At 65.6% G+C, this 15,282-nt stretch carries 11 protein-coding genes; 5 read left to right on the top strand and 6 right to left on the bottom strand.

Going from position 1 to position 15,282, the window contains the following annotated elements:
* Positions 1-150: 150 nt before the first annotated feature.
* Positions 151-1,026, top strand: coding sequence for a methyltransferase domain-containing protein (locus WDA27_04870; protein ID MFA5890265.1), 876 nt, complete (start codon positions 151-153; stop codon positions 1,024-1,026).
* Positions 1,027-1,067: 41 nt separating this feature from the next.
* Complete coding sequence (locus WDA27_04875) at positions 1,068-1,811, top strand: hypothetical protein (protein MFA5890266.1); 744 nt, start codon at positions 1,068-1,070, stop codon at positions 1,809-1,811.
* A gap of 28 nt (positions 1,812-1,839) precedes the next feature.
* Here the strand turns inward: WDA27_04875 and WDA27_04880 are convergent, their stop codons facing one another.
* Positions 1,840-3,537, bottom strand: a complete 1,698-nt coding sequence (locus WDA27_04880; GenBank protein MFA5890267.1) for an acyl-CoA dehydrogenase — start codon at positions 3,535-3,537, stop codon at positions 1,840-1,842.
* Between the two features lie 330 nt (positions 3,538-3,867).
* Here WDA27_04880 and WDA27_04885 point away from each other — a divergent pair, with 330 nt between their 5' ends.
* The gene (locus WDA27_04885) at positions 3,868-4,029 is read left to right on the top strand and encodes a hypothetical protein (GenBank protein ID MFA5890268.1); all 162 of its coding nucleotides are present in this window, start codon (positions 3,868-3,870) and stop codon (positions 4,027-4,029) included.
* Between the two features lie 38 nt (positions 4,030-4,067).
* On the opposite strand, the gene WDA27_04890 is transcribed toward WDA27_04885, so the two are convergent.
* The gene (locus WDA27_04890; protein ID MFA5890269.1) at positions 4,068-4,736 is read right to left on the bottom strand and encodes a hypothetical protein; all 669 of its coding nucleotides are present in this window, start codon (positions 4,734-4,736) and stop codon (positions 4,068-4,070) included.
* Between the two features lie 306 nt (positions 4,737-5,042).
* Between WDA27_04890 and WDA27_04895 the strand changes: the two genes are divergently transcribed.
* Complete coding sequence (locus WDA27_04895; protein ID MFA5890270.1) at positions 5,043-8,171, top strand: S8 family serine peptidase; 3,129 nt, start codon at positions 5,043-5,045, stop codon at positions 8,169-8,171.
* Here WDA27_04895 and WDA27_04900 read toward each other — a convergent pair.
* The 4 genes from WDA27_04900 to WDA27_04915 all read right to left on the bottom strand — a co-directional run bounded on the left by WDA27_04900 (position 8,168) and on the right by WDA27_04915 (position 13,896).
* Entirely contained in the window at positions 8,168-9,451 is a 1,284-nt protein-coding gene (locus WDA27_04900) for a hypothetical protein (GenBank protein MFA5890271.1), read from the bottom strand. The two genes, WDA27_04895 and WDA27_04900, sit on opposite strands and share 4 nt — an antisense overlap.
* Positions 9,438-9,932, bottom strand: a complete 495-nt coding sequence (locus tag WDA27_04905) for a sigma factor-like helix-turn-helix DNA-binding protein (GenBank protein ID MFA5890272.1) — start codon at positions 9,930-9,932, stop codon at positions 9,438-9,440. Before WDA27_04905 ends, WDA27_04900 begins: the two co-directional genes overlap by 14 nt.
* Positions 9,933-10,009: 77 nt before the next feature.
* The gene (locus tag WDA27_04910) at positions 10,010-11,308 is read right to left on the bottom strand and encodes a hypothetical protein (protein MFA5890273.1); all 1,299 of its coding nucleotides are present in this window, start codon (positions 11,306-11,308) and stop codon (positions 10,010-10,012) included.
* 143 nt (positions 11,309-11,451) lie between these two features.
* Complete coding sequence (locus WDA27_04915; GenBank protein MFA5890274.1) at positions 11,452-13,896, bottom strand: sialidase family protein; 2,445 nt, start codon at positions 13,894-13,896, stop codon at positions 11,452-11,454.
* Positions 13,897-14,009: 113 nt separating this feature from the next.
* Between WDA27_04915 and WDA27_04920 the strand changes: the two genes are divergently transcribed.
* Positions 14,010-15,239 (top strand): hypothetical protein, encoded by a 1,230-nt coding sequence (locus WDA27_04920; protein MFA5890275.1) that lies wholly within the window; start codon positions 14,010-14,012, stop codon positions 15,237-15,239.
* Positions 15,240-15,282 lie beyond the last annotated feature (43 nt).

A 15,282-nucleotide genomic window follows, 5' to 3' on the forward strand; every position in this document is an offset into this window, starting at 1 on the left:
TCGATGCCTTCGGTCTGATTCCTTCCCGGGCACCCCGTAGAATCCTCAGCCATGAACAGCGAGGAATTCTCGGACGAACCCGCGAGTTCGTGCCCTCCTGAGAAACGCAGCGGGGTCTGAAGGATGCTTCATCCGGCCGTGCGTCGGACTATGACTCCATCTGAACTGGCGGCGCGCTTGGCGGCCGGGTGGACGCCCACGCTGCTCGATGTGCGCACGGCATTAGAGTGGCGACAGGAGCGGATCCCTGGTTTTCAGCACCGCTCGCTCTTGCGCGCGCTGCGAGTGAACGCGCGCGGCCCCACCGTCGTGGCTTGCCGCAGCGGACATCGCGCGCAGATTGCCGCCGGGCGGATGCGCGGCGAGGTGTACGTGCTCGACGGTGGAGTGAAGGCGTGGGAGAAGGCCGGCCTTCCGATCGAGCGCGGCAAGGCGGATGCGGTGAGTCGCCTCATCGATCTGGTTGACTTGCTCGGCTTTCGACGCTGGCGGCGCAGGATCGCCTCGGGCGCGCGCGGCCTGGTGATGGAACTCGGCGCGGGAAACGGCCGCAACGCTGCTTTCTATCGGCCCGGGGTGCGACTGGTCGCCGTGGAACCCGATCCCGAAGCGTTGCGCGCCCTGCAGTCCGGGAACCAAGCAAAGGGTGCGTTCGTGGTGTGTGCTCGCGCCGAAGCCTTGCCGTTCCGCGACAACGTATTCGACACGACGGTCGTCACCCTGGTGTTCTGCAGCGTCGATGACCCCGATCGCGCGGCTACCGAACTCGCACGCACGCTCAAGGACGACGGTGAGGTGCGCGGCGCCGAGCATGTGCTCGCGCGGGGACTGCTCGGACGACTCCTGAAGATCATGGCGCCCTCGTGGCACCGGATGACAGGCAGTTGCCGGATCGACCGCACCACGATGGAGACGTTCGCGCGCGCCGGACTCCAGCCGACGGTGCGCGCGCGCCGCCGGGGGCATGTTCGTTGCATATACGGCAACCAAGGCCGGCTAAACCGATTCCTGGAACCCCACGAGTAGTAGGCTTTTCCTTCCGAAGTTCCCCTTGATCGGAGGTTCGGATGCCGCGGCTAATGGTCGTCTCGGGACTCCTCCTGGCTCTGATGTTTGGATGCAGTTCAAAGCCGACGCCACAGGCAGAGTCGAGCGCAGCGAACACACTCCCTCAGGGTTCGCAGGCGGTCGAACTGGATCCGGCTGATTTCGTGGGCGCGATCAACCATACGTATTGGCCGATGAAGCCGGGAAGCACTTGGGTCTACCGCGAGATTGCCGACGACGGAACCGCCCAACGGGTCGAGATCACCGTCATGAGCGAAACCAAGAACATCCTTGGGATCAAGGCTACGGTCGTTCACGATGTCGTCACCGAAGAAGACGCGGTTATCGAGGACACCTTGGATTGGTATGCGCAAGACCGCGTCGGGAACCTGTGGTACCTCGGCGAGGACACCAAGGAGTACGAGAACGGAAAGGTAGTCAGCACTGCGGGATCGTGGGAGGCGGGGCAGAACGGAGCACAGGCAGGAATCATCCTTCCCGCAAGACCGCGAGTTGGAATGACCTACCGGCAGGAGTACCTCAAGGGCCAAGCAGAAGATGCCGCCAGCGTCTTGAGTCTCGACGAACTTGCCGAGGTTCCGCACGGGTCCTTCTCCGACGTTTTGCTCACCAAGGACTACACCACGCTCGAACCAAATCTGCTCGAGTACAAGTTCTATGCCAAGGGCATCGGCCCGGTGCTGGTGCTCGCGGTATCGGGAGGCAGTGGGCGCGAGGAACTCGTGTCGTTCAAGGCGGGATGAACTGTCTCACCACGTCCAACGGCCGAACCTAGTCGCTCATCTTGTAGGCGCCTTTGAGCGCGAACACGTGGTCTTTCCACACGCGCTCGTAGCGCGCGGTGTCCACCACGGGCTTGCGGATCATCTTCAGCGCCAGCGCCATCTGCGACGCCGAACTCGACGGCTTTGAGTACAACTGCAGCGCGAACTTAGAGAAGTCCCTCACCATGAAGTCGAAGATCTGATCGAGCAGGTCGTCCTCGATGCCGTAGATCTTGGCGTTCTCGATGATGAGTTGTCCGTAGGCCACAAGAGTGAACAACTCGCCGAGGGTGAGCAGGTAGTCGATGTCGCGCTGCTGCGACTCGTCCGGCGGAGACGTCGTCAGCCACTCCTTGAGTAGCGCGATCTGCTCCCGGAACACTGCGGCGTTCGGCAGATCGACCTGCGCGTAAGCGAGGTTGTAGTCGTGGAAGCGGATCTTGCCGAGGCCGCGCGTCGGCCCTTGGTGCCACAAGAACTCGTCCTCGGTCGCCTCGTTTCGCTGCGCGATCTCGGGGAACGTGTCGGGGTTCAAGAAGTAGTTGGCCATGAACTTCACGATCAAGGCCATGTTCACGTGAACGGTGCCCTCGAGTTTCGGCAGCGCGCGGATGTCCCGGGCAGCCATCTCGAAGTAGGTGTCTTTCTCAAAACCCTTGGCGGCGATCACGTCCCACAGCAGGTTGATGACTTCCTCTCCCTGAGTCGTGACTTTCATCTTCACGATCGGGTTGTAGAGCAAGTACCGGCGATCCTCGTGCGAGGCGGCGCGCATGTAGTCCGAGGCGCGCAGCGCGAAAAGCTTCATCGCGACCAGGCGCGCGTACGCGTCGGTCAGCAGTTGGCGAACGTGCGGGAAGTCGGTGACGGGATTGCCGTAAAGAATGCGGCCGGCGGCGTGGTCGATGGCTTCGTAGAAGGCGTGCGTGCAGATTCCGATCGATGCCCACCCGAGGTTGAACTTGCCGACGTTCACCGTGTTCAGCGCAGCGTCCCACGCGTCCCGCCCAACCGACAGCATGTCTTCTGCGGCGACCGGGTAATCGTTGAGGGCGTACTCGGCGACGAAGTTCTGTGAATTGACAACGTTTTGCACGCACTCGTAGCCGGGTTCGCCCGACCCGACCGTGAAGAACACGTAGTCGCCGGTGTCCTGCATCTTCCCGAAGGTCGAGACCAAGGCTGCGACGTTTGCGTTTCCGATGTAGTACTTGCGTCCGTTGGCGAGGAACGTGCCGTCGGGCTGCGCGCGCAGCGACATCTCGGTCGAGTAGAGGTCGGCGCCGTGCTCCTTCTCCGACAACCCAAACGCGAACACGCCGCCTTCCTTCAGCAACTGAGCGGTCTTGCGCTTCGCGGCCTCGTTGTCGCTCATCCAGATCGGCCCGAGTCCGAGGATGGTGACCTGCCAGGTGTACCAATACGGAAGGCCGTAAAAGCCGAGGATCTCGTTGAACTCGCAGTTGCGCCAGGTATCCCAGCGCGTTCCCTCGCCGAGGCCGGCGGGCGTAAGAAGAGTGGCGAAGAGACCTTCGGCCGCCTGGAAGTCGAGGAAGTCCTGATACCAGGTTCGCTCGTGGTCGTCTCTCTTGATCTTGCCACGGCCCTTGGCTTCGAAGAACGCGATCGTCTTGCGCATGATCTCGCGCGAGGCGGGATCGCCGGGATACTCGCGATCATGGTTGGAAGGATTGAGGAGCACCATGCTGCTTCCCCCTTCGTCGGAATCGAACGTCCGGCCACCGGATCAAAACGAGCGCGCGCCGGCCGAGCGGACGTTAGCCCTCGGGAATCGACGCCGTCAACACGCCGAAATGAAGCAGCAACCGTGGCCGTCGGGGCGATGCGCCCATCGACAACACGAAAGGAGTGATTGCATTGGCACGTGCACAACTGTTCGCTCGCGCGGGCACGCATCGCGGCCCGTTTCTCAAGGTCGTGATCTTCGAGTTCCAGCGCGGAATGCTGGACCGGCGCGGCCGCTTCGCGTGCGCGCTCGAGCCCGGCCGCCACCGGCTGCGCGCGCGACACGCTCGTGCGCGCGATCGACATGCGGCCGGCGTTCGTCACCGTCCCCGGCCAGGAGGTGCTCTCGGCCGACAGCGTGACGCTCAAGGTCAGCCTCGCCGTGCAGTACGAGGTCGCCGACCTCGACGTTACGTTCAACAAGACGGCCGACGCGCCGGCGGCGCTGTAGCGCTGCGGTGCCGCGAGGGCGTCCTTCCGCGGCGAACATCAACCGGCGATGGCACCAGCGATCCGTGCGTCGGTGACCACGATCCCGCTGCCATCGACAAGGACAGCCTCTTCGTCCCCCACCCTCACGTAGCCGGTTTCAACGTCGAAGAAGTCCGCCTGGTGTTCGCGGACCGAAGCGCGAACCTCATCAGCGGATACCTCGTCGTCGACCCAGGGAATCCAAAACAGTGGAGTCAGCGGAGTGATCCACGGCGGTGACTCGTCGGCCAAAGGCACCATAGCGAACGCGCGCCCGGACGCACGCCCGAGTGTGTTCACGACCAACAGTCCGGCGCCCTGCTCAAACGAGTTGAGTATGAGCGTGACCTCCCCAGGCTCGAACGGCGCGCAGAGGCGAACGGTGTTCCAGAATGACGTCCCCACATGCAGGCAACCTGATCCGGTCGAGGCGTCCAACACACCGCCCGAGTCGACCACCGCCGCCGGGCCGAAGTCAATGATCCCGGAGACCCGCTCCCAGAAGTCCTGACCCCTGGAGCTTCCGATAAAGACGATCTCACCCGATGCTTCGGCGACGAGACTGGGGCTCGCGCGTCCGGGGAGCACGGAAGCGCAAGTGGCAGCCAAGACCGAAACGAGGACTTTACCGACCGTTCCCATGCCCGGGCAGTTCGACAAGTCGATGTGACTCTCCTGCTCGATCACGCTTGCCCGGCGCGTGACGCTGGGCGAATATCGCGGCGAGCAAAGGAAACATGCACCACGGCGCTGCTGAAGACCCGCGGACCGCCGGTCGCATCCTTCATCGGGTACGTGGGTACGACCTCCTCGACCCGCTCGTCTGGCCGGCCCGACGGAAGCCGATCGAGCCGGCAACCCCCGTCACCTGAGATCTCCCCAAAAAGACAAATCGGTCGGAAGGAACTCGGCGCGCGCGCGGCGAAGAGGGCGCCGCGACAGGACTCACCAGGTCCTGCCCACACCATCCGCTACCCGCCTGGGGGGTTGCCCGTGAAGCTCACGCGTCTCCGTCTCGTTGCAGTTCCGTTCGTCGCGATCATGCTGGTCGTCGGCGCGTTGAGCACCTCTCCGGCAAGCGCCTCGCCGACCGATCTGTTTACGCTCGGAACCGTGAGCATGAGCCCGGGCTTTGCGGCCGACATCGCAGCCCTTCCCACAACCTCGCCGTACGGGGCCTTCGTCCACTTCACCGGCGGTGCGGAGACCGAGCATCGCGCCTTGCTCGCCGGCTACGGCCTGACCGTGGCCGAGAGCTACCCCGAGATCAAGGTCGACTATGCGCTGGGCAACATCGCAGCCTTCCGCGTGCTGACGCGCGCCCCGGGGATCTCTTACCTCGAGAGCGACCGCGCCCTGAAGTTCCTGAGCGACACCGAGGAGTGGGCGACGCGCTCACGCGTCGCCCAGGAAGCGGTTTCGGGTGGACCGTACTTCGACGCATCCAGCCGCGCGCTGACCGGCGAGGGGATCGGCGTCGCCATCGTCGACTCCGGGATCAACGCCCCCCACCCCGACCTCGCGAACCGCGTGAAGAACAACTACAAGATCGTCTGCACGACGCCGGGCTTCATCAACACGACCACCGAGCAGTGCTTCGGCCCGCTGGAGTTCGTCGACGTCGGCAACCAGGCCTCGACGGACACGTCCAGCGGCCACGGCACACACGTCGCGGGAATCGTCGCGGGAGACGGCACCGCCTCGACCGGGCCGTACCCGGGCGCAGCGCCGAACGTCCGCGGTGCGTTCACCGGCGTCGCCCCGGGCGCAACGCTCTACGGCTTCGGCACGGGCGAGGCAGCCAGCGTCCTGTTCGCGACGGAAGCGTTCCAGTACATCTACGACCACTACGACGAGTTCACTCCGCGCATTCGCGTGATCAACAACTCCTACGGCGACACCAAGGGCACGGCCTACGACCCGAACAGCGTCTTCTCCAAACTCGTCCGGACGCTCGTGCAAGAGAAGGGCGTCAGCGTCATCTTCGCCGCGGGGAATGACGGCGGAGACGGCACCGCGGACCAGACCTCCTCGTTCTCCAAGGATCCCACTCCGGGCGTCGTCTCCGTCGCGAACTACGACGACGCCGCCTCGGGCAACCGCGACAACGTCCTGTCGTCGGACTCCAGCAGAGGCGCAAGCGGAAACCCGACGACTTACCCCGACGTCTCGGCGCCGGGAACGATGGTGACGTCGCCGTGCGTCCGGGAGACGCAGCCCGTGTGCAACCTCGGCGTGGACGAGGTCAGATGGGCGCCGTACTACGGGACGATCTCGGGAACGTCTATGGCCACGCCGAATGTCGCGGGCGACTTGGCGCTCCTGTATCAGGCGCGACCCGGCCTCACGCCGCCGGAAGCTGAGGCACTGCTTCAAGACACGGCACACAAGTTCTCGGCCGGCTCCGCCTATGTGACCGATCCGCAGAACGCCGGCACGACGACGTCGGTGGACAAGGGCGCCGGGCTCGTCGATGTCGTCGCGGCGCTGAACGCGCTCGGCGTCGCGCACCAGACGAAACTGGACGGCAGCGGCCCTGCGTCGGTTCACATCAACCAGCCGGGCGACGGCGACACCTCGAACGGGGCCGGTCAGATCGCCGTTTCCGGAACAGCGGACGACGGCGTGCTCCCACCGGTTGTCCCGGCTGAGGAGACGATCTTCGACGGCGACTCCGGCGACTTCAGCGGGCCGGGCGCCGCGGACATCGCGAAGCTGACGGTCCAGGAAACACCGGCCGGCGCTCCGACGCCCGGCCTCACGTACCGGATGACAGTGCGGGACGCGACCGACTTCGGCAACGTTCCGTCGGTCAGCCTCCGCGTGACGCAGAACGTCAATGGGCAGCCTTTCTTCACGAACATCAACGCGACGCCGGCGGCGGTCACGCCGGGTTCGGCGACTCCGCCGGGTGCGGTCGCGACAACTGCCAGCCGGTCCGGAAACACGATCACGTTCTTCATCCCGATGGCCAACCTCGGCAACCCACCCTCGGGCGCACCGGCGCACAACGTGTTCGCGTCGTCGTTCATCAACGCGGTCGTCGATGCAGCTCCGGGCCCCAAAGACCCGCAGACGGCCGGTGCCGACGTGATCGTGCGCCCGCAATCGGGACGCGCATACACCATCCTTCGTCCGGGAAACACCGTGCCGCCGGCTTCCCAGGTGAAGATCTCGGTGGACAACGGCCTGCCGCGGGCAACGACGCTCGCAGGCTCGAGCCCGAGCTACACGTGGTCTACTGCCATTGACGGAACCGCACTGGCGAACGGCTCGCACACTGTGACGGCAACGCTGTTCCTGAACGGGCTACCCGCCACGAGCCACACGGTGTCCTTCACAATCCAACGGACGCAGTCGTTCACCTATTCAGTTGCGATCACGAACCCCGCCGGGGGTGAGACGGTGCCACGAGCCGCCGTCCAGGTTCAGGGCACAACGTCGACAGACGATCCTGCGACCGCGCAAGTCGTGACACTCGAGGTGCACAACACGACGTTCTCGTCCGGCCAATTGACGGCGACCGGCACCTCTCCGTGGACGCTTGACTACGACTTCGGGACACTGACCGCCGGCATCTACGCGCTGACCGCGCGCTTCATCGTGAACACCGAGGTGAAGGCAACGACGGATATCACCGTCGTTGTTCCCACGCCGACCAGCAATGAGGTGTCGTGCTCGCCGCGCAACGCCGAGTTCTGGCGGGGCCGGTACAAGTCGGGCAGCAAGGTGCAGTACTTCACTTCCACCGAGGCCGACCAGATCGTCGCGCACGCGGTCGAGTTGTCCGACGGGTACTTCGCAAACACGAAGGACCTCAAGAGCGCGCTGAGCGCGAACGGAAACCAGACTGCCGAGAAGATGGCTGCTCGCGAGTTCGCCGCCCTGGTTCTGAATCTCTCGGCCGGCGACCTGTCGAAGCCGATGTCGTACCGCGCCGGGTTGTCCGGAGCGGAGCGGCTGGATCCCGGCGTCTACAACGTGACGACCGTCGGAGCGACCGTCAATGCGGCCGACGCGTGGGTGCGGTCGCAGTTCCCGGACCGAACCTCGGGCGGCGACCTCGGCGGCGCTACCGAACTGGGGATCGGCATCAACAACGATCAAGGGCTGCAGTGCTAACGACCGGGATCCGGCGGTGGTTCGAGGAGCACCGCCGGATCCCACAGCGTTGAGGTGATCGCGACCTCAGTTCGCCTTCCCGCCAGGGTGTACTTGCCGACGGTGCCGGTGGGTTCCCACGAATTCAGGCTCTTCTGAGGATCCGGCGCGCGCGCGTCGGTCACCAGGAGTTCGCTCGACGACACCCACACCGGCCCGAGCGCGCCTCGCTTTAGGAGAGTCTCCACGCCGCTGCGAAAGTCGTACACGTAGACGTCGGGCGGGCTGCCCGAGAGAAGTGCCTCGCGCGGAGTCTCCCCGAAGTACGAGGTGTCGTAGGCAACGCGGTTTCCGTCGGGAGAAACAACAAGGTTGTTTGCCCCGGGGCGCATGCCGAGATTGGTCCGCTCGCCCGACGCCACGTCGAGCGAGTGCCACGCAATCCCGCTGGTGCCCGCATACCCCCGGTAGTAGATCGTCCGTCCGTTGGGCGACCATCGGGCGTGCGTGCCACTCCACGGCGGACGGGTGTCTCGACCCTGCGCGTCGAGGAGGTGGATGGACTCGGTCGCATCCTTCCCGTCCGCTCCAACCGTGTGTGTGTCGGTCACAAGAAGTCTGCTGCCATCCGGGGACCAGGAGACCGAGACCTCGCCCTCACTTCCCGCACCTCCTTCTCCGATCGGATCGAGAGTTCGCAGCACTGTAGGCGTCGCGCGCGAAAGGCTGATCTCCTCCAATCGGTGGGCCGAGCCGACGCTGTTCACATAGACGATCGTGGAACCATCGGGGCTGATGTCGAAGCCCAGAATCCGAGCGCGCGCGCGCAGGATCACTTGTGTGCGGCTTCCGTCCAGTGAAGCCACCTCCAGAGCCGTCGAGTCCGCGCTCACGTAGACGACGCAGGAATCGTTCAGGAACTGGGGTCCCCACTGGAACTCCTGTTTCCCGTCGTCGGTGAGCTGCCTGACCTCATCGGCGGTCACGTCGTAGAGCCAAAGATCACCCTTGTGGAAGTACGCGATCAACCGCGAATCGCCGGGCGACTTCGCACACCGCCTGAACCCGGACTCGGTCGGCAACGGCGCCGGGGTAATGAAGCCGCCGGGGTCGTCGCGTAGGGAGAACAGCCGGGGAACGAAGACCACGGCGGCGACCACCGCGGCAGCCAACCCCGCGGCACCGAGACGGCGAGCGCGGCGAGCGCGGCGAGCAGCGCGGCGAACCTCGGCGAGGGCGCGTTCAACGTCGGGGCGCTCGGCGCGCGCCCGCAAGGCTCGCAGCCGCTCATCGAGCGACATCGGTCTCCTCACTCTCTCCAAGAAGTGCGTTTAGGCGTTGCCGTCCTCGGAACAAGTGCGACTTCACCGTTCCCTCCGCGCATCCCAAGAGATCCGCGACTTCCGCAATGGGGCAGTCCTCCAAGTAGTGCAAGACGATGGCGGCCCGCTGCATCGCCGGAAGCGCGCGCAAGGCGGCATGGAGGTCGGGATCGACCACGGCCTCGGCACAAACCCCACCGGCACGCCGCATGGCTCGGACCTCCGCGCTCCGGCGAGTTCTGCGCCTGAGCGCCATTCGCAACGCGACGCGCCGGACCCACGCTCCGGGCATCTGGTAGCCGGAGACCTTGCGCCAGTGCACGAGCAACTGTACGAACGCGTCCTGCACAACATCGTCGGCAGTCGCGGACTCCCCGAGCACCATCCGGATTGTCCCGACGAGGCCCGGATACTCACGTCGGAAGAGATCATCGAACTCGGATGTGTCGGCGTCGCGCATCTCACCTCCACTCAATCACAGACGTGAGCCTGTTCCCAGGTTTACCGGGCCGTCGGTTGGGTCGGAAACGGCGAGTCTCAGGTAATGCGGACGCGCGCGCGAAACCTGATCGTCGGGAAGTTCCCCTCGAGCACGAGCACGATGGTGTGCGTACCGCGGCGCGCGTCGGCCGGCACGGCGAACGTGATCGTCCGCTCGTCGCCGGTTCCCCCCTGAATCACAGAGTCGATCGGCTGCGTGCCGGGAGCGAAGAAGAACGGCTCCTCGTAACGAAGCGTGCGGGTGTCACCACCGACATCGGCGTGCCGCTCACCGCCGAACATCTGCGGAAGCGGCAATAGGGCGAGATTCACCCAGCGCCCGTCCGACGACCCCGCACGGATGCGCATAATGCACATGTCCACATCGCCTGAAGCAGTCGGCGCCCACGCGAAGGATCCGGACTCGCCCCGTCGCGCCGGCTGCGGCTTGACCTTCAGGTCAACCCGTCCGGTCGCGCGGAACACGGGACGACCATCCTTGTAGACCTGGAAGTACGACGCGGTGCCGTCCGCGACGACACGGCCGGATCTCCGCCGGACGACGATATCGACATCCCTTCCTTCGAATCCACCGTACGTCCCCGAGACTCTTCCCTGGGCCGTGCGTATCGAGCCGCTCCCAGCCCACGAGAACCGACTCCGTCTCGTCGAGACGAGCTTCAGCGACGTCGGCGCGTTCGTCCAGCGAAGGGTGCTCTCCGAGTCGGTCGGTTCGGCCAAATCCAGGGCGCTCGAGAACCCGCCGACGGTCACCGGCCCCCGCAGGGTTCGTGTCGAGCCACCCTCGGTGAGGGTGAAGGTCGCGCCGCTCAGCCGCATCGAGCCCCTCGCATCGATCCTGTTTTCCGATCCGGCGGTGACCAGCACTTCCGACGGCTTGATGACTACCGCTCCGAGACTTGGGTCGAGATCGGAGCCCGTGACGCGGATTCGGGAGCCGCTGGCATGCAATTCCCCCATGGAGTACTTGCGGCCGGCGCCGTCCACGATGTCGTGTGCGAGGACGACCTGCATGTGGATCTTCCCCGAGAAGTCGAAGCGGGTCACACCTGTCAACGGGATCGTCGTCTGAACCGATCGCGCGGACGTGTGGAGCGTGAGCGCGCGCGATACGTGAACGGCCCCGTCGCGCGGCAGTGACGGGTCGGGGGACAACTCCCTGGGAGAGGAGGACGCCCGGGTTGGCCGCAGCGAACCGGACTCCGACGACACGCCCACCGGCGGCGACCCGACAGCGGAGGGCGCACCGCCGCCGGCCACCCGACCGATCAGGACGCCGGCCGCGAGCGTCAAGACAACGGAGATCGCAACAACGAGTCTGGCACGCGTCAACACGTCCCGAATGATAGCCAGGCCACCGTCGCCATTTCGGCATGGAGGTTCCCTTGACCCTGGTCAGCGCGGAACCGCGCCGTGATCAAGCGATTCTGGTGGCGACAGGCCTCCGCCCGCGCGCGCGCGGCGACGGACCCGGCGTGCTATGGGATGAGCCGGAGCGAGTAGATGTTCGACACTCCCGCGTCGGTCCCCGGCGGGACGGCAGCGAACGCAACGACGACGTCTTCTCCGGACGCCGAAAGGCCGAAGTAGTCACCGAGGAATCGGCCCCGGCCCTTGGAATCGGGCGCGCGCTCCATGTCGAAAGTGTCGGTGATCGGCTGCTCGGTCCACGTCCGGCCGCCGTCGATCGAGGTTCCCATGACGAGTCTCGTCCGGAGATCAGGATCGACGACATAGGTCATGACCGCGAGTCGCCCGCCATCGGTTCCCGCAACCGCCGTCGTCGCGCGCGCCGGCGTGTCGAAGAAGTTGCCTCCGACCGTGCTCACGCTCCAGGTCGCGCCGGCGTCGTCGGAACGCGCAAAGAACGTCTCACGCGTGTCGCTCCACGAGACGAAGACGCTGTGCCCGTCGGTCGAGACGGACGGAACATTCGCGCCGCCCCGCACGCCCGGAGGGCCCTCCTGGAATCCGGCGTCGGCAAAGGCGTTCGCGCGCGACCACGACGTCCCACGATCATGGGACGTCGTCGACTGCATCGACCCGCGCGCCGCGATGTCCACGAGGGTCCCGTCGTCAAGGACCGCGATCTGGTCCCCCGCGCCGCTCCCGGTGACGGGGAGAGGAACCGGCGGAGTCCACGTGCGACCTCCGTCCTCTGACCGCGAGAACACCGGGAAGCCGACGCTCGTGGGATACACGTTCCACACGGCGTAGAGCAACCCGGGCGTGTTCGGATCGGCGGTAAGCGTCTCCTTGTCGTGGAACAAGACGCCCGGGCTCACCGCCACAACGGTTGGAGCATCCCACGTCAGCCCGCCGTCGCCGGACCTGTTGATCAACACGCTATTAGCAAGATTGGTGAAACCCTCTGCGGTAGTGCCTCCCACAACAGATGGTCCCGGGTCATAGCTCAGCGACATCACGTAGGTTGCGCCGTCGGCACCGATCGCGACCCAAGGGTCCGTCGCGCGCTGGAACATCCCACCGCTGCACGTCGAGACACCGGGGACCGTCGACGTGCTCCATGTCGCCCCGCCATCGAAACTCGCCGCGGCGCCGATGCCCTGCGCGCCGCCGCGGTCCGAGTAGCGGTCCTGCTGCCAGGCCATGACGAGGTGATCCGGATCATGCGGATCGACGGCCTGACTCACCTCGACTTCGCTATCCATCTGAGGAACCCCGGTCGGCTCCCCACACGTCGCGGTGAAGGGTGAAGCGTCGGTCACCTGCGTGCCGAGAGCGGGATCGAAGCGAAGGCCGATCGTACCCAAGGCGGAAGGCGCGCGAACCTGCAGGTGAGTCGCCGGAGAGTCCGCGGGGATGGACAACTCCCCCGACGTTTCCGAGCACGCAACGACTTCATTGCCCGCAACTGCGGCGACGGAGACGCCGCCGGTGACGACCGCGCGCGCGTCGCGCGGGAGCGCAGGAAGCTCGAACCACGTCGAGCCGCCGGAACCGCACGATTCCGGCTCCCCCGGCTCGAGCGTTTTGTCGGTCGTATCGAAGTCGAGTGTGCCGCCGAACTCCAGCGCGCGCGCGTCGGCGCGCGCGTCGGGATTCGGCGGCGGCACGTGATCAATCACGTGGACCTCCAGCGACAGCGGTCCCGCTCCGCCGATCCCGATCAACACCGGAACCCCGCCCGCGAGTGAGACGTCGGCGACGGCGAGCCCATCCTCCGGGGCGTCGCACCCAAGCGTGCGCACATCGTCACCGAGGGCGTAAACCGAGACGGTGGCCATGGTGTTGAACCGGTCGCGCGATTCGACGGATACTTCGATCGACTCCGCCGTCTGGGGCGTGTAGGAGTACCAGACGTATGCGCCGTCGGGGCAGCCCTGCGGATCGGAATCGTAACCGGCGCCCGACGTATCCTGATCCACCGCGTATGGCAGCGACGCGATCATCGTCGGGCGATATGGCGCATCGTTGTCGATGGGCGGTGGCCCGGATGTTTCGGAGACCTCGATGCCGATGGAATACGGACCGGCATCTTGGACGAGCGACGCGCCCACACTCAGGTAAAGCCGGTGAGACCCGAAAAGGGAAGTGTCAATGCTCCCATCGGCACAAGTCCGTTCCAGCATGATCGGGTCACCGGTGGGCGCCGTCCCAACGCTATCCCAAAGACCGACGATGGCATGTCCGTCGTTGGTGATTCGCAGATACTCAGCCTCCGCCGGGAAGTCCAGGCGATACCACACGGCGCGCGCCAGAACGCGCGCCTCATACACCACCAGTCCATAACACTCTTGCTCGAAGGGCCCGGTGGTCGCCTCCGAAGTGTCCACTTCGAGTGTGGCGGGGAATTCCGAGACAACGACGGCACCAGCAGGATCGTCGTTATCGGGTTCCGCGGCACCGGCCGGAACGGCAGTCATCAGCACGAGCAAGATGGGTATCAGGTACCTGCGCATGAAGCCTGACTTCGACGAAGGGCCCTGACTTCCTGCCAAGAACCGGCCACCGGCAGGGTTTGCGCGCGCGGCGTCGAACCGTGCCCTCGGGTGAGTGACGAGGGAGGCAGCCGGTGAAGATGAAGTTGTGGGTAGCGATCGTGGCGACGGCAGCGGCGGCGCTGGCCGGACTCCCCGGAGTTCCGGCGTCGGCCGATTCGCCGGTGGGCTCGGTTGTGGGGTTCTGGGCGGGCGAGGAATTCGTCGGCGGAATGGGCGCAGACTTCAACCCCGACCCCGAGTCGTACTGGGCGCCGCGCGATCTGAGCGTGTACACCGAAGACGTGTGGGACGTGCTCGCCGAACACAACGTCCCCCTCTACATCAACCTTCGCTACAAGCGGGATTTCGGCCCCGTTCCATCAGAGTTCAATCCGCTGCCGGACGGTGAAGGACTGGTGCGCGACGCGATGGCGCGCGGCATTCCCGTCTGGGCGTGGATCACGGTTCCGTTCACAGACGGGTACTGGGCGTGGGAAGGCAACGCCGACATCCATTCCGACGCAGTGCACGCGTTCATCGACTGGGCGGGCGAGGAAGACCTCGACTTCGAGGGGATCTCGATCGACTCCGAGCCCTCGATTCAGGAAACCCGGGAACTCTACGATGCGTTCTCCAACAACCCGGCGGGTCTCGCCGACTTCGCCGACAAGACGGTGAACCCGGAGCGCCACCGGCGCGCGGTGTGCGAGTACCAAGCACTCATCGATGAAACCAAGGCGGCAGGATGGACGATGACGGCGGCCGCGTACCCTCTGTCCTTGGACGACCTCAACGATGGGTTGCTCGCGCTGCAGGACGCGATCGACGTTGCCGGAATCCCGCCGCAGAATTGGGACGCTGTGTACTTCATGGCGTACCGCACCGTGTACGGCAGCCTGTTCCGCGTCGACCCGGGGAGCGGCTTGGTTGCCTCGTACATGCGCTCGGCCGCGCAGCACGTGGGCGCGACCGGCCAAGTGACGATGGGCGTGATCGGAACATCGCCCTACGATCAGCTCGAAGAGGTCATCAAGGACGTGCGCACGCTGGCAACGATGGGCGCGACTCGTATCCCCATCTACTCGCTCGAACTTACCGCCCACGCGTTCGGCGCAGGCGGCCTGGAGCAGGTCGTGACGGCAGGGTCACTGCCCTACACCGGCATGGATGCGACGCTGGCGACCGCCGAGACGCCGGGCTCACTGGAGATCCGCGGCGGGCTTGCGGCGTTGGACGAAGCGATGGTCGCAGCGACGCCGGTCATCACCGCCGACGAGCCGGACGGCCCGCAGCTTCCCTCGATGTACCCGATCACCTGCTGACGTAGGCATGCCGCTCTTCGGATCTCTGAAGGAATCCGCACAG

It is taken from the genome of Actinomycetota bacterium (assembly GCA_041658565.1).
Lineage (GTDB): Bacteria > Actinomycetota > AC-67 > AC-67 > AC-67 > JBAZZY01.